The sequence below is a fragment of the Rouxiella chamberiensis genome (genome assembly GCF_026967475.1).
GTDB classification, from domain to species: domain Bacteria; phylum Pseudomonadota; class Gammaproteobacteria; order Enterobacterales; family Enterobacteriaceae; genus Rouxiella; species Rouxiella chamberiensis.
The window spans coordinates 4012497-4027409 of record NZ_CP114058.1; the positions used below are offsets into that span (position 1 = coordinate 4012497).

General features: G+C 55.3%; 11 protein-coding genes and 2 pseudogenes. 9 read left to right on the plus strand and 4 right to left on the minus strand.

Features of this window, described 5'->3' with window-relative positions; genetic code table 11:
* Positions 1-37 precede the first annotated feature (37 nt).
* The 3 genes and pseudogenes from hslR to O1V66_RS18650 all read right to left on the minus strand — a co-directional run bounded on the left by hslR (position 38) and on the right by O1V66_RS18650 (position 3340).
* Positions 38-450, minus strand: a pseudogene (gene hslR / locus O1V66_RS18640) (ribosome-associated heat shock protein Hsp15).
* Positions 451-497: 47 nt separating this feature from the next.
* The gene (gene yrfG / locus O1V66_RS18645; RefSeq protein ID WP_045048663.1) at positions 498-1163 is read right to left on the minus strand and encodes a GMP/IMP nucleotidase; all 666 of its coding nucleotides are present in this window, start codon (positions 1161-1163) and stop codon (positions 498-500) included.
* Positions 1164-1192: 29 nt separating this feature from the next.
* On the minus strand, positions 1193-3340 hold the full coding sequence (locus O1V66_RS18650) for an intracellular growth attenuator family protein (protein WP_045048662.1): 2148 nt from the start codon (positions 3338-3340) through the stop codon (positions 1193-1195).
* A gap of 440 nt (positions 3341-3780) precedes the next feature.
* On the opposite strand from O1V66_RS18650, the gene nudE reads away from it, so the two are divergent.
* A complete protein-coding gene (nudE, locus tag O1V66_RS18655) occupies positions 3781-4338 on the plus strand; it encodes an ADP compounds hydrolase NudE (RefSeq protein WP_045048661.1) in 558 nt (185 codons plus the stop codon).
* 123 nt (positions 4339-4461) lie between these two features.
* Here the strand turns inward: nudE and mrcA are convergent, their stop codons facing one another.
* The gene (gene mrcA / locus O1V66_RS18660) at positions 4462-7020 is read right to left on the minus strand and encodes a peptidoglycan glycosyltransferase/peptidoglycan DD-transpeptidase MrcA (protein WP_045048660.1); all 2559 of its coding nucleotides are present in this window, start codon (positions 7018-7020) and stop codon (positions 4462-4464) included.
* 153 nt (positions 7021-7173) lie between these two features.
* On the opposite strand from mrcA, the gene pilM reads away from it, so the two are divergent.
* The 8 genes and pseudogenes from pilM (at position 7174) to dam (ending at position 14910) form a co-directional block, all read left to right on the plus strand.
* Positions 7174-8022: a pilus assembly protein PilM gene (gene pilM / locus O1V66_RS18665; RefSeq protein ID WP_045048659.1), complete on the plus strand. Its 849-nt coding sequence runs from the start codon at positions 7174-7176 to the stop codon at positions 8020-8022.
* Complete coding sequence (locus tag O1V66_RS18670; protein WP_045048658.1) at positions 8022-8564, plus strand: PilN domain-containing protein; 543 nt, start codon at positions 8022-8024, stop codon at positions 8562-8564. The genes pilM and O1V66_RS18670 overlap by 1 nt, the downstream gene beginning before the upstream one ends.
* Before the next feature lie 9 nt (positions 8565-8573).
* A complete protein-coding gene (locus tag O1V66_RS18675) occupies positions 8574-9440 on the plus strand; it encodes a hypothetical protein (protein WP_269127964.1) in 867 nt (288 codons plus the stop codon).
* 114 nt (positions 9441-9554) lie between these two features.
* Positions 9555-10799, plus strand: a complete 1245-nt coding sequence (gene hofQ, locus O1V66_RS18680) for a DNA uptake porin HofQ (RefSeq protein ID WP_072045101.1) — start codon at positions 9555-9557, stop codon at positions 10797-10799.
* Between the two features lie 363 nt (positions 10800-11162).
* Positions 11163-11684 carry a shikimate kinase AroK gene (gene aroK / locus O1V66_RS18685; protein ID WP_009635755.1) on the plus strand — a complete coding sequence of 174 codons (522 nt, stop codon included), beginning with the start codon at positions 11163-11165 and terminating at the stop codon, positions 11682-11684.
* A gap of 55 nt (positions 11685-11739) precedes the next feature.
* Positions 11740-12828: a 3-dehydroquinate synthase gene (gene aroB, locus O1V66_RS18690; RefSeq protein ID WP_045048655.1), complete on the plus strand. Its 1089-nt coding sequence runs from the start codon at positions 11740-11742 to the stop codon at positions 12826-12828.
* Between the two features lie 121 nt (positions 12829-12949).
* On the plus strand, positions 12950-14017 hold the full coding sequence (locus O1V66_RS18695; RefSeq protein ID WP_045048654.1) for an SPOR domain-containing protein: 1068 nt from the start codon (positions 12950-12952) through the stop codon (positions 14015-14017).
* A 79-nt stretch (positions 14018-14096) separates the two neighbouring features.
* Positions 14097-14910 (plus strand): annotated as a pseudogene (dam, locus tag O1V66_RS18700) (adenine-specific DNA-methyltransferase).
* The last annotated feature ends 3 nt before the right edge of the window (positions 14911-14913 follow it).

Genomic DNA, 14913 nt, shown 5'->3' on the forward strand with positions numbered 1-14913 from the left:
CCTTTGGCTGTTCTGCCACCAATGACGCGTGAAGGGGCTATTCAGAATCGCTGTATTTAAATTTTATCAGGCTGCGCCGCTCTTTCTTGTCGGGCCGCCGATCGGGATGTGGCATCGTCAGGGCATTCATCTTGCGGGCCTGCGAGATTTTCTCTCGATTCGCCACGCTGGTTTCCGTTTCCCGATAAAGCTGCTGTGCCTGTTCTGCGCTGCGCCGTTGATCGGTGACATCCAGAACAATGACGACTTTCTCGTCGTTACCCTGACGCAGCTTGATTTCGGCGTTAAGCTCAACCAGCTTGCTGGGTTTCCCCGCTGGCCGTTGTAATGAACCTTACCGCCTTCGATCATCTCGCGGGCCAGCGCGCGTGTTTTATAGAAACGCGCAGCCCATAGCCATTTGTCGAGACGAACGGCGTTATCTTCCTTTTCTGGTGCTTTTCCCTTCATGACTCCTCCCGTTTCGGCAGGGACATCATCGGCTGAGGCCGCGGCGGTTAACCTAGAGGTAACAGACTGCGGTAGTCACTGATTGAAGGATGGCCCTGAAATGACTTTGCCGCCATCGTGGAGTCGGGATTTTCTATTCCGAGACAGTAGCGGATCCCGTAGGTTTTCGCTGCATCGAGAATAGGTTCGCCGTCGTCCACGAAAAGCGTTCTTGCCGGATCAAAACCGGTTTGCTGCTGTACGGCAGCCCAGAGGCGCTGATCTTCTTTCGGATAACCAAATGTGTGGGTGGAAAGTAATAAATCAAGGTGCTGGTCTAAACCGGTGTGCTCGATTTTTACGGCCAGGCTATGCGGATGGGCGTTTGTCAGCAAGATGGTTCGGCGGCCACTTTGACGCAACGCCTGTAAAAACGGGCCGGTGTCGTCGCGCAGACGCGCATTGCTGCCACTCTCCGTGGTCATCCGGTAAATATCCAGGTCGAGCTTTTTACTCCAATAGTCGAAGCAGTACCAGTTCATTGTGTGCTGTACGGCCAGATATTCCTGATGGATATGCTGTTTCGCCTCGGCCATCGAGATCTGCTGTTTCTCGCTGAGGGCCAGCGGAACCTGCTCGAGCCAGAAACGGCTGTCGAAGGCTAAATCCAGCAGCGTTCCGTCCATGTCGAGCAGAACGGTGTCGATGTCTTTCCAGTTCAGGTCCAGCGTCATGCAAGTATACTCGGTATTCGACGACGCACTTAGTCGAGCGTGTGCGGCGTCGGGGTAATCAGTGTCGGATTAAAACAGTTACTGTAATAAGCCAGGATTTTTTCCATCCGCAGCTTGTCATTGAGTCGACGTTTAATCAACAGCGCCACGTTGACGATAAGCGTGGCGACCACGATAACCAGCAAGATGGTGGTGCCGAGATAACGCCACAGCGTCGAGATATCCGGTTCGCTGTGCAGCGAAATATGCCGCGTGCCGTTGGCATCGATGCTGATGTTGGTAATGATGCCCTGCGCCGAGAAGGGGGTGTGCAGCAGCATGGATGACAGCGTTTGCAGCTGTTTCCACTGTTCGAGCGGATTATAGGCCAGCAGCGACACCGGCGGTTTGACCTCGGGAACCAGCTGCTTGCCTTCGTCATTACTGATAAGGAATCCGCCCGGCGGCGGGCTGTTGAGCGCTTCGGCGGCGCGCAGGGTTTCGTGCGAATAGAAGGCGGTGGTCGCCGTATTGACCAGTTCGTTGAGCGAATCGGCACTGACCGGGCGCAGCAGCACATTCATGCCTTTAAGGGCGCCCGATTTGGCGCGTTTTACAAGCGTCACCCAGTTATCGGCGTTGCCCAGGTTCACCAGTGCATTCTTCAATCTCACACAATCTTCACTGTTGCTGCATAGCGCTTCGGTTTTCAGCACGATATCCGAAAAATCATCCAGCAGGATCATGCCCGATTTTTCGATGGCCGTCGCCAGCTGCGGGTTCAGCGTCTGCTCGACGCCATTGCTGCCCGGATGCAGCTGCGTGCGCACCGTCGCCAAGAGGTCATCGGCTGCTTCGATAGTCTCGGATTCCGGCATCGGCAGCGGGGCCGCTTCGTTCCAATAGACGGCGGAGCAGTCAAAAGGCATAAACGGCGAACTGTTTGCCGCGCTCAGGCGGGGAGGGACGTAGCACATGCCATTACCCTGCACCTTTAGCGTATCGCCCACGCGCAGCGGCGTTTTTTCAAGAGCCGCCACGCTGTTGACCTGCGTACTCTGCGCACCCTGCAACCAGGCAACGCTTAGCTTGAGCGGCAGACTTAGCGGAATGTAGGTCAGCATCACCAGCAGTAAAATCAGCGACACCAAGGTGTAAATCAGGTTTCTGCCCCAGCGCTGCAACGGGAAGTGCTTCACTTCGTCGTGCAGGGAAAGATAGCGGCCCTGACGCACGACCTGGCTGTTCAGGTAAACGTCGATGTCGGTTTTCTGACCCAGTTCGCGGCTGATAAAAGGCTGCCAGTGCGGCGGATAGACCAGGTCGACAACGCCGAGTGAAATATTGCTGATATCGCCCTGCTTCGACTCGCCAAACAAACCCCAGCGTTTCGGCATGCCGCGCAGGCAGTGGATCTCTTTGCGGTTTCGGCCAAGCTTTTCAGACATCATGCGCCAGCCAACCCATAGGGCGAGCAGCACGATGACGGCGCTCATCCACGGCAGGATGGCGGGAGGACCCACTAATGTCGCGAAAATCAGGATAAGGATAAGGGAAAGCGCAAAAGCTTCCCGTAATCCGCGCGATTGGGTCAGCTGATGTTCTTCCCGCGTTTCGTGACGGACACTGAGCAATTCGACGTGATCGTTCTCTTCAGGACGAATCGAGGCGTTTTGCGGCGGCGTGGCAATCACGGCCGAGGTCACCGAAGCGCGGTCGTAAATATGGTCGACCAGCGAATGTCCGTTCAGTGAAATCACCAACGGGATCGTTTGCGTCTTGATAAGCTCGACATGATTTTCCTGGGCGATGAACTGCTCCCAGAACAAAGGCAAATGAATTTCGGTGGTTTCGAGGAAATAACGCCATTTATTGGGATCGTCGCTGGCGAGGCCGTAGCGGGTAATGGCGCGGGTCACGGAGTAGACATTTTCGCTTTTGGCGGTCAACGCCAGCTTGTCGCGCTGCAAAACGAGATTGCTGCGGTGCGTCATGGGCGTCTGGCTAAGCGGATCGTTCTGGCGGAAGTATTTCTCTACGGCATCGCGCTCCTGCTGAGTTAATTTGCGCTGATTCGGTTTCGAGAAATGCATGCTGGAGGAAGCCAATCGTCGGCGTTGCAACGCAAATCTCAGGCCAAAGCCCGCGATAAGCAAAACTGCGCACAATAAAATCAGCGTCTCGACGACTGTACTCATCCTATCCCCGTTCAGATTCAGATGTGTTAGGCCATCTGATTGAAAATTCTACACATAATAAAAATATGAAATTTAAGGTTCAAAATAGTTAGAACGTATCTTTTTATCAGGAAGAAGTTTTATTATTGTAATCAATATACTATTCGGATGAACGAATCGGTTCATACCACTGTAAATAATAACAATATTCTCCCTCGACAGGGTATCGGCATAATCCTATTTTTAAATATGCCAACTTTTGTTATCACCCAAAGGCCATCCGAAAGCGGCCAGATATTACGCTATTTCGCCAAAAAAGGCAGGGGTGACGAATAATCACCTTCAAAGATTGCGATACGGGTGAGCATTAACGCATTATAGGGTTATCAAGTGTTCGGCAGTAAAGGCTGGCTGTAGTCAGGTTTGGTCGCAGCGAGGGGGATATTATCATTGGGGACGATATGGATAAGCATCTGCAAAAACCTAAGATCCTGAAAGTTGAAACTGTAGCTCGCTCCCGTTTGTTTACTATCGAGTCTGTCGACCTGACGTTCAGCAACGGCGAACAGCGCGTGTATGAACGAATGCGTCCTTCAGACCGGGAAGCCGTGATGATTGTGCCGATTATCGGCGACGATCTGCTGCTGATTCATGAATACGCGGTCGGGATTGAAGGCTATGAGCTGGGCTTTCCCAAGGGGCTTATCGATCCGGGCGAGAGCGTTCTCGAAGCCGCAAACCGCGAGCTGATGGAAGAGGTCGGCTATGGCGCGCAGCATTTTGACGTGCTGGCCAAACTGACAATGGCGCCTTCGTACTTTTCGAGCCGCATGAATATCGTTATCGCCAAATCGCTTTATCCCAAAAGTCTGGTAGGCGACGAGCCAGAGCCTCTGCCGCAAACCCGCTGGCCCATCTCGCGCATGATGGAGCTCTTGCAGCAGCCCGATTTCAACGAAGCAAGAAACGTTAGCGCGCTGTTTCTGGCCCACGATTTCCTGACCCGCCAGGCAAGATAATTTGCGCCGAAGACAGACGCCAAGCGCTCCGATTCCCAAAACACAGATTCCTCAATAGAAAAAGCCGGACTGAATCATCTTCAGTCCGGCTTTTTTATGAGGCGTTAAAAAGCCTGGGATGCGTTAGAACAGCTCTTTCGACTGACCGTCGGTATCCATGATGGTAGTTCCGACATCGTGCACGGCGTGCTCGGTCGGCTGCGTGCCATCGATGAAGTATTCCGCACGACTGCCGCCGGAACCGTCAGCCAGCTTGCCGCTGCGCTTGTCGATATTGACGGTCACAATGCCCGGAGGAGGGCTGAGCATCTGCTCCGGCACGCCGTCGAGAATGGTTTTCATATACTCGTCCCATGCCGGTTGCGCGCTCTTCGCGCCGCCTTCGTAGCCGGAGAGCTGATCGTCAATTTCGCCCGAGGCCGTAGTGCGCCCCAAATCACGGCGGTGATCGTCAAAGCCGATATACACGGAAGTGACCACACCCGGACCGTATCCGGAGAACCACGCGTCTTTCGAGCTGTTTGTGGTGCCGGTCTTGCCGCCGATATCACGGCGTTTCAGGTCGCGGCCCGCACGCCAGGCCGTGCCCATCCAGCCGGGTTCGCCGTAGATGTTGCTGTTCAGCGCATCGTGAATCAGGAACGACAGCTGGGTGCTGATGACGTGTGGCGCATACTGCTGCTCACTGTCGCTCTGCACCTGATTTGGCGTCACCTGCTCAAGCTGAGGCTTCGGCACGGTGTCATTTTTCGCTTCACTCGACACCGCAACGTTTTCGACATTGTCGTCCGACAGCACTGCCGTCTTCTGCGAGTTACCGTAAATCACCGGAATGTCGCAGGTTTCACAGGCGATTCGCGGTTTGGCTTCAAACACGGTCTTGCCGAAATCATCGGTGATTTTGGCAATAAAGTAAGGGTCAATCAGGTAGCCACCGTTGGTCAGCGCAGCATAGCCACGCACCAGCTGCATGGGCGTGAAGGAGGCCGAACCCAGCGCCAGTGATTCCGAATGCACAATGTTTTCAGGCGGGAAGCCGAAACGTTGCAGATAATCGGCGGCATAGTCGACGCCCATCGCGCGCATCGCACGTACCATGACCACGTTCTTCGACTGTCCGAGACCCTGACGCAAACGAATGGGGCCGTCATAGGTTGCCGGTGAGTTTTTCGGACGCCATTCGGTGCCTGCGCCTGCATCCCAGCGGGTGATTGGCACGTCATTCAGGATTGACGCCAGCGTCAGTCCCTTGTCCATCGCGGCGGTATACAGGAATGGCTTGATGTTCGAACCGACCTGACGCAGCGCCTGCGTTGCGCGGTTGAACTTGCTCTGGTTGAAGTCGAAACCGCCGACCAGCGCTTCGACTGCGCCGGTAACGTTATTCAGAGAAACAATCGCCGAGTTGACGTCCGGCACCTGCGCCAGCCACCAGTCATTGCCGACTTTACGCACCCAGATCTGCTGACCCGGCTGCACCACGTCGCCCACTTTCTTGGGATTCGGGCCCTGACTGACATCGGAACGGAAGGCGCGGGCCCAGCTCATGCCGCTAAACGGCATGCTGATGTTGTCGCCGTTGGCCATGGTAGCCGTGGCCTGCGTGTTATCGATCTGCGTAACAACGGCCGGGAACAGCGGTCCATAGACGGGCAGCGTTTTCAGCGAGGCAACGATTTTCTTTTGATCCCACGCCATCTCGCCCACTTTCCACAGCTGGTTCGACGGACCCCGGTAGCCATGACGCATGTCGTAGGCCATCACGTTGTTGCGCAGGGCATCCTGTGCCGCCAACTGGGTTTTGCGGGTCACGGTGGTATAGACCTTATAGCCATCGTTGTAGGCGTTGTCGCCATAACGTTTCACCATTTCCTGACGCACCATCTCGGTGAGATAAGGCGCGGAGAAAGCGATTTCCGGCGGATGGTAGTTCGCCACCAGCGGCTGCTGACGCGCGTCGTCGTACTGCGCCTGAGTGATGTATTTTTCATCCAGCAGACGTGCCAGTACCACGTTGCGACGGGCAAGCGCGCGATCGTGCGAGTACAGCGGGTTAAAGGTCGACGGCGCTTTCGGCAGACCGGCAATCACGGCCATTTCACTCAGCGTCAGTTGGTCGACGTTTTTGCCGAAATAGACCTGCGCCGCAGAACCCACGCCATAGGCGCGATAACCCAGATAGATCTTGTTGAGATAAAGCTCGAGGATCTCGTCTTTGGTCATCATCTGTTCGATGCGGATAGCCAGGAACGCTTCTTTAATCTTTCGCGTCAGTGTGCGCTCTGGACTCAGGAAGAAGTTTCTCGCCAGCTGCTGGGTGATGGTACTCGCCCCCTGCGTTGCACGGCCGGACAGCATGGCAACCGAAGCCGCACGGAAAATACCGACCGGGTCGATACCGTGATGCTCATAGAAGCGGCTGTCCTCGGTGGCGATAAACGCATGCACCAGCTCCGGCGGGATCTGGTCGAGTTTCAGAGGAATACGACGCTTTTCACCGTACTGGGCGATTAATTCGCCGTCGGCGCTGTAAACCTGCATAGGTATTTGCAAGCGCACGTCTTTTAACGTCGCGACGTCCGGCAGCTGTGGTTCGATATATTTGTAGAGTCCATATATCGAGGTGGCTCCCAGCACAATGCAACACACTACAAGGATCAATAAATACTTTACGAACTTCACCTGATATTTCCCATTCAATGACATTTGGGCAGTTTATAAACAGCCGCGCGCGCAGTACGGTAGTCGAAGGCAGAGTATAAAAGCAAGTCTGCCTCGGCGATATGCCCACCGAACTCGCTGGGTATCCTTTTACCGACAAGGAAGTGTAATACAATGCGACACTTAACGTGGCAAGTGGGTCTGGATATTCAAAACGGCTGTGCCAGAGCTATCGGCGTTCAGAAACGACGTAACGGATGGCAGTTGCGCCACTGGTGGCAGCAGCCGTTGCCGCAGGAGGTCATGCGGCAAGGAATATTACATGAGACTGAACAATTAATCGTCATTTTATCGCGTTGGCGACGCCGTTTGCCGGGCACTTTTTCTCTGCGTATCTGTCTTCCTGCCGAGCGGATAATTCAGATTCGTCTGCCGACACCCGACATCCGGCTGCAGGAACCTCACCGCGACGCCTTCATCCGCACCTCCGCCGCCAAACAACTCCCGCTGGCGGTAGAGTCTCTAACGCTCGACTACCGCTGTGAATCCGCGGCTTCGACCGAGTTGATTGTAACGGCGGCAAGGCGCGAAGAGCTGGACTCCTGGCAGCATTGTCTGAAACAGGCGAAGCTGTTTCCCGAGACGGTCGAACTTACGCCCTGCGCGATTCAGGCGGCGGCCAGTGCGGCGGGCGTGCCGGCCGAATCCTTGCTGCTGCATCGTCTCGAGCAACACTGGCTGTGGGTCGCGCCGCACGGCCTGCCGTTTCAGTTCGGGTTGCTGGAAGATGAAGACATTGACGAGCCTGCCCGGCTTCGCGAAAAGCTAGCCACCCTTTATCGCCATCGGAAACTCTGCAATGACGAGCTCTATTTCACCAGCACAGGCGATGATCCCTTGCCCGACGGGATGCGCAGATGGTCTGCGTTTGACGCGTTTCAACAGGTGTCGCCGCCGCTGCCCGTGAATCCGGGTGCCTTTGCCATTGCCGCCGGTCTGGCAGTGCGCGCGGCTGATAACTGATGCTGCGCGTAAATCTTCTGCCATGGCGTGAAAGGCAGCGCCAGCGGCGTTATCGATTATGGACACGCGTTTTTATGCTCGGGATGGCGGCGATAGCAGCGGCATTGCTGCTGGCCGGTTTCTTTCATCGGCAACTTAACCAGCAACGCGAGCTGAGTCTGAAAAGGCAAAGCGATTATCGCACGGCGCTGCAAAGCCAGTTCGAGCGAGTCAATGCGCTTGAACTGGCGTATCGGCGGGCCGAGCAGATAAATGTGCAAATGGAGCAGCGGTTCGACCGCAGTCTGCAATACGTGCAGCTATTGCGCCATCTTTCACAGGTGATGCCGCAGCAGGTCTGGGCAACACGGCTTAGTCAGAACGCAGCCAACGTGGTGCTGGAAGGCCGCAGCGCAAACTATGAAGCGGTGCTGGCACTCGATAGCGCCTTGCCGCACGACGCGCTGTTTCCTCGAATTCAGCTGCGGGAAGTGAAACAGCTTCCCGCCGAAGAGCTCTCTTTTTCGCTTAACGCCACGCTGCAATCCGCAGAGGGCGAATGAGGCTACATTATGCGAACGGAATATCGCGAACTCGTCATGCGGTTGTCGAGCAGATCCCACTGGCAGATGGCGTGGCTGATGCTGGCCGTTTTCAGCGCCTTTGCCGCAGGCGGCTACTGGCTGTGGATTCTGCCACTGCGCGTCACTGCCGAAAACCTGATACAGCAGATTCACACGCAGACGCGCCAGGTTAGTCAGCAGCAGCGGGTGCTGTTGCGACAAAGTTCACGGGCCGAATGGCAATCTAAGCTTGCAGACATCCTGCCGAAACAGGCAAGTCTACCGCCATTGCCACAGCATATCCTTGCGCCGCTAAATGCGGCCGGGGGGCGAATGCTGCATTGGTTGCCCGAAAAAGACCTGGCAACACCGGAAGGCGCCGTGCAGCAGGGCACGTTCAGATTACAGCTTCCTTATATCGGGTTGGTGTCGATGCTACAGCAGTTGCTGGCGGCGTCTTCCGCGCCGGTGGCGATTGAACAGCTGGCCGTCAGTCCGGCGGCGGAGAGTTTCGGCGCGGAATCCCTCCTGGACGTCACGCTGCGGCTGGCGGCCTATCGCGGGCGCATTAGCGCGCAGCAAAAGGAGCAGGTAAAGAGTCAGTTTTCCGCCGCACTGCTGCGCGATCCTTTTTCCCTTCGTCAGGCGCCCCGCTGTCGAGAATCAATCAAAGAGGCAAAATTTCCGCAGCTGAGCGGCATTATCGGCAGTGCAGACAATTTCACGGGCTGGATTAGCCTGTCGGCGGGGAGTGGTTCAAGGCGCAGCCGGGGAGAAAATTGCCAAACGATGGCGGCCGCGTCGAGGACGTCAGCGCGCATCAGGTACGACTCACCTTGTCGCAGCCGCGCTGCGGCGAGGCGTTGCAAATATTGACACTGGCAGGGCAAACGCTACCAAAGACCGGTCATGGAGGACCTTCAGATGCATCATGAATCTCGCGTTCGCGCACTATTATTGCTTGTCGGCCTGCTGCTTACAGGCAGTGGAATGACACAGGCACATGCCGCCGCCAAACCGCAAGGCGCAGCGCATCAAGAAAAGGCAGCGCCGATTAGCCTCGAGTTCTATGAGGCACCCGTCAGCCTGATTCTGCGTGCGCTTGCCGAACATCAGCAGCTTAATCTGGTGCTCGGCCCCGGCGTGGAAGGCTCGCTCAGTTTACGGATGCATGCCATTGCGTGGCAGCAGGCACTCGAGGTTGTGATGCGCATGGGCAAACTGACCAGTCAGAAGCAGGGCAACGTGCTAATGATTTTCCCGGAATCCGAACTGGCGGTTCAACGGCAGAAAAAGAGTGAACAGGCCGAAAGACAGAAACAGGCGCGGCCGCTGCACGACCTGACGCTCGGACTGAAACACGCCGATGTCACGGCAGTGGCCACGCAGCTCAACGCCCAGAAAGGGACGCTGCTTTCGCTGCGCGCGCTGGTCAGCGCCGATACGCGCACCAATCAACTTTTAATCCGTGATGCGCGGCCAGAGCTGGACAACGCCCGGCGCTGGGTCGAGGCAATGGACTATCCCATTCAGCAGGTACAGCTGGCGGCGCACATTGTCACCATGAACCGTGACAGTCTTCGTGAGCTCGGCGTGAAATGGGGCGTCAACACACCCGCCGGTGCCACTCGAATGCCGCTGGTGAGCGAGGTCAATATCGGGCAGGGCGTCGACAATCCATTTATCAGCGCCGGATTTACGCTGGCGCGTATCGGCGAAAAGCTGTTGAGTCTCGAGCTTTCGGCGCTGGAGCAGAAGGACAGGGTGGAGATTATCGCCAGTCCGCGCCTGATGACCGCCAACCTGCAAACCGCCAGCATCAAGCAGGGCACCGAAATTCCTTATCAGGTGTCGAGCGGGGCGAGCGGCGCAACCTCTATCGAATTCAAGGAAGCGGTGCTTGGAATGGAGGTCACGCCGAAGATTCTGCCCAACGGCGCCATTACGCTTGCACTGCAAATCAGTCAAAACATGCCTGGTCGAAAAATAAAGCAGGCGGAGGGCGAGGCGTTGTCCATCGATAAACAGGAGATAAAAACCCAGGTCACGGTAAAAGACGGCGAAACGCTGGTATTGGGTGGGATATTCCAGCAGCAGGGTATAAATACCGTGAATAAAGTCCCCGGGCTGGGCAATCTTCCCCTGTTGGGTGGGCTGTTCAAACAACAGTCTACGCATGACCAACGTCGCGAATTGGTGATTTTTATCACCCCAACGTTAATCAACAGCCATTAGACGCCGAAAGTTTGGGTATACTGTTGACTGAAATTGCACAAATACGTTGAGCTTATGCAACTTTTTGTGTGGCGAAAGGCTTCTGAGTTTGACGCTGCCGCCGATTTAGCTTACAAGGGTTACCGAATTGAGCACCGAGATTTTTTTAATGCCGACGCGCCGATAAAAACGTATGGTTTCCCTCCTGCGGCGCGCTATGTAGTTAACATGCAGTTTATTCGGTTGCCAAACTACCAGGAGTGTTGAGATAATTTTTATCTGATCTCGCACTATCGCTCATGAGGTTTCAGTTTAGGTCCCGCCGCTAATTTGATTGGCGGGGCGGGTTATCATCAACGAATTGTCTTAGTAATACCGAAAAACATGGCAGAGAAACGCAATATCTTTCTGGTTGGGCCTATGGGTGCCGGCAAAAGCACTATTGGTCGACAGTTAGCTCAACAACTCAATATGGAGTTCTTTGACTCCGATCACGAAATTGAGCGACGTACCGGAGCTGATGTGGGCTGGGTATTTGATTTGGAAGGTGAGGATGGATTCCGCGACCGCGAAGAGAAAGTGATCAACGAGCTCACCGAAAAACAAGGCATCGTTCTGGCAACTGGTGGCGGTTCCGTGAAATCACGCGAAACCCGTAATCGTTTGTCAGCCCGCGGCGTCGTCGTATATTTAGAAACTACAATCGAAAAGCAGCTGGCACGTACACAACGTGACAAGAAACGTCCTTTGTTGCAGGTAAGCTCACCGCCACGCGAAGTGCTCGAAGCACTAGCGGCAGAGCGCAACCCGCTTTACGAAGAGATTGCGGATGTGACTATCCGTACTGATGATCAAAGCGCCAAAGTGGTTGCCAATCAAATCATTAACATGATTGAAAGCAACTAACTCTGGTTTTCAACCACAGCCTGAGGGTGCAAGTTAAAAGGTCATTGAGCACGACATGGAGAGGATTACTGTAACGTTGGGGGAGCGTAGTTATCCCATTACGATTGCCGCCGGATTGTTTGACGATCCGGCTTCTTTTATGCCTGTAAAGGCGGGTGATCAAGTCATGCTGGTTACCAACCAGACATTGGCACCTCTCTATCTGGACAAAGTGCGTTCAGTGCTTGAGCAAGCAGGCGTTCGTGTTGATCAGGTGATTCTGCCTGATGGCGAACAGTACAAATCCCTGTCTGTTCTTAATGAGGTTTTTTCTGCGCTACTGGAAAAACCTCACGGTCGTGACACCACCCTCGTGGCGCTCGGCGGCGGAGTTATCGGCGATTTGACCGGCTTCGCTGCGGCCAGCTATCAACGCGGTGTGCGCTTTATTCAGGTGCCTACCACGTTGCTCTCTCAGGTTGACTCTTCCGTTGGCGGCAAAACAGCCGTTAACCATCCGCTAGGCAAGAACATGATTGGGGCGTTCTATCAACCTGCCTCGGTTGTGGTCGATTTGGACTGCCTGCGCTCTCTGCCTGCCCGCGAGCTTTCATCGGGTCTGGCCGAGGTTATCAAATACGGCATTATTCTGGATGCCGATTTCTTCGTTTGGCTCGAAAACAACATGGATGCCCTGCTGGCGCTTGATATGAACGCGCTGGCTTACTGCATCCGTCGTTGCTGCGAGCTGAAAGCCGACGTTGTGGCCGCCGACGAACACGAGCACGGCATGCGTGCGCTGCTCAACCTCGGCCACACCTATGGTCATGCTATCGAAGCGGCCATGGGCTACGGCAACTGGCTGCACGGCGAAGCCGTCGCCGCCGGTATCGTTATGGCCTGTTATACCGCGCACCGTCTGGGCCAGTTCAGTCTGGAAGACATTACCCGCGTCAAATCTTTGCTGGTACGCGCAGGATTACCTGTCAGCGGGCCGAAAGAGATGGCCGCCGAAGCGTATCTGCCGCACATGATGCGTGACAAGAAGGTTCTGGCAGGCGAATTACGTCTGGTATTGCCGACGGCGGTCGGGCAGTCTGAAGTACGTAAAGGCGTGCCTCATGACATGGTGCTTGCCTCTATCAGAGACTGCGAGACGCCGTAAAACGCCTCTCTGCGTCATTGAATCATTGAGTTCCCCGCGCTTTGGCAGCAGAGCGCCGCAGTGGATATTTGCCGGCCCCTTCGCTACCGAACGGGCATCTAGACGGGTTGGAGGATTTTAGATGGACGATTTACCACCGGAAGACGATCTTAAACCAGATACCAGCGACCGCCGTCCGCCGCGCTCGCGCAAGCCGTCTTCACCGGCGCCAAAACTCCCGGTTTCCCGGCAGTATCTGATGATGGGCATCGGCATTATCGTGTTGCTCCTGCTGATTCTCGGAATCGGTTCTGCGCTGAAATCACCGTCTTCAAACACTGCCTCCGCGCCGTCAAACGGTCCAAAAGACATCAGCCTTTCGGGCGGTGACAGCACGCCTGCGGCGGGCAATTCAGCCGCAGTTGGCATCGAAGCCGCGCCGGTACAGGCTCCGAACGCCCAGACGCCTGCAAATACTGATCAGACCGCCGGTAATCAGCCGAAAAGCATTGGTTTACCGCCGGTTTCGTCGACGCCGACCGAGGCGCAGCCTCAAGTCAACAACGGTCAAAAAGAGCGGGTCGACTTACCGGGTGACATGAACGATGCCCTGACCCAGCAGCAGGGCCAGGTCGATGCCGCCGCGCAGGAAGGAACGCAGTCTCTGACGTCACTGCCAACCGGTCCGGCAACGGTCAACAGCAGCATCAAAGGTCGCGCACCGGCGAGCACTGCCGTTACCGCTGCGCCGCGTTCTCCGGTAAAAGCGCCGTCTGCGGAGCATCGCAGTGCGTCACGCAACGAACACACTACGCCGGCAAGAACGCCCGTCGCCAAGGCGTCCGAACCGGCACGTAAACCTGAAACGCGTAAAGAAGCCGAACGTCACACCGCCGCACCAGCGAAAGTCGCCGTGGAATCGGGCAGCGCCTCGGCACTGAAAACTGCACCGGGCAGCCATTACACCCTGCAACTCAGTGGCGCTTCACAAGCCAACTCCTTGAACACCTTTGCTCGTCAGCAGGGGCTTAAAAACTTTTATGTCTATCAAACCGCACGCGACGGCAAACCCTGGTTTGTTCTGGTCAGCGGCAATTATGCGTCCTCGGCGGAAGCCAAACGCGCGATAGCCAGTTTACCTGCCGACGTTCAAGCGAAAAAACCGTGGGTCAAGCCTGTACACCAGGTACAGCAAGACCTGAAAAAATGAATCTGAGCTGTACGCGATGTGCTGTCTAAAACAGGGTACAATCCGCGGCTGTGAATTGTATAAGTAGCTAACTGACGGCATGAAGAAGAACCGCGCTTTTTTAAAATGGGCTGGTGGCAAGTATCCGCTGGTTGATGACATCAAACGTTATCTGCCAGCGGGAGATTGTTTGATTGAGCCTTTTGTTGGTGCGGGTTCGGTGTTTCTGAACACCGATTATGACGCCTATATTCTGGCCGACATCAACAGCGATCTCATCAACCTGTATAACATCGTAAAAACGCGTCACGAGGCGTTCGTTCGCGACGCACGAGAGCTTTTTACTCCCGAATTCAACCAGTCAGAGCGATTTTACCAGCTAAGAGACGAGTTCAATGCCTGCAAGGACATCTATCGTCGCTCGCTGCTGTTTTTATATCTGAATCGTCACTGCTACAACGGCCTTTGTCGCTACAACCTCAGCGGGTCCTTCAACGTGCCTTTTGGACGTTACAAGAAACCGTATTTCCCTGAGGAAGAGCTGTTTTGGTTCTCCGAAAAAGCACAGAATGCACAGTTTGTCTGTGAGCATTACCAGCAAACTCTGTTGAAGGCGCAGACCGGATCCGTGGTGTATTGTGATCCCCCTTATGTACCGCTTTCTGCCACGGCGAATTTTACCGCCTACCATACCAACAGCTTCAGTCTGGCCGACCAGCAAAATCTGGCCCGTCTGGCCGAACAGTTGCTGGCAGAACCAGCGGGTACCGGTATTGATTTCAAATCATGATACCGAATTGACCCGCGACTGGTATGCCGCTGCCGACCTGCACGTCGTGACGGCGCGGAGAACCATCAGCAGCAACATATTGCAGCGCAGCAAGGTTACCGAGCTATTAGCGTTGTATAGCTAAGGA

Coding starts and splice junctions, on each gene's coding strand:
- yrfG (WP_045048663.1), bottom strand. CDS start 1,163: ATGACGCTGGACCTGAACTGGAAAGACATCGACACCGTTCTGCTCGAC.
- O1V66_RS18650 (WP_045048662.1), bottom strand. CDS start 3,340: ATGAGTACAGTCGTCGAGACGCTGATTTTATTGTGCGCAGTTTTGCTT.
- nudE (WP_045048661.1), top strand. CDS start 3,781: ATGGATAAGCATCTGCAAAAACCTAAGATCCTGAAAGTTGAAACTGTA.
- pilM (WP_045048659.1), top strand. CDS start 7,174: ATGCGACACTTAACGTGGCAAGTGGGTCTGGATATTCAAAACGGCTGT.
- O1V66_RS18670 (WP_045048658.1), top strand. CDS start 8,022: ATGCTGCGCGTAAATCTTCTGCCATGGCGTGAAAGGCAGCGCCAGCGG.
- O1V66_RS18675 (WP_269127964.1), top strand. CDS start 8,574: ATGCGAACGGAATATCGCGAACTCGTCATGCGGTTGTCGAGCAGATCC.
- hofQ (WP_072045101.1), top strand. CDS start 9,555: ATGACACAGGCACATGCCGCCGCCAAACCGCAAGGCGCAGCGCATCAA.
- aroK (WP_009635755.1), top strand. CDS start 11,163: ATGGCAGAGAAACGCAATATCTTTCTGGTTGGGCCTATGGGTGCCGGC.
- aroB (WP_045048655.1), top strand. CDS start 11,740: ATGGAGAGGATTACTGTAACGTTGGGGGAGCGTAGTTATCCCATTACG.
- O1V66_RS18695 (WP_045048654.1), top strand. CDS start 12,950: ATGGACGATTTACCACCGGAAGACGATCTTAAACCAGATACCAGCGAC.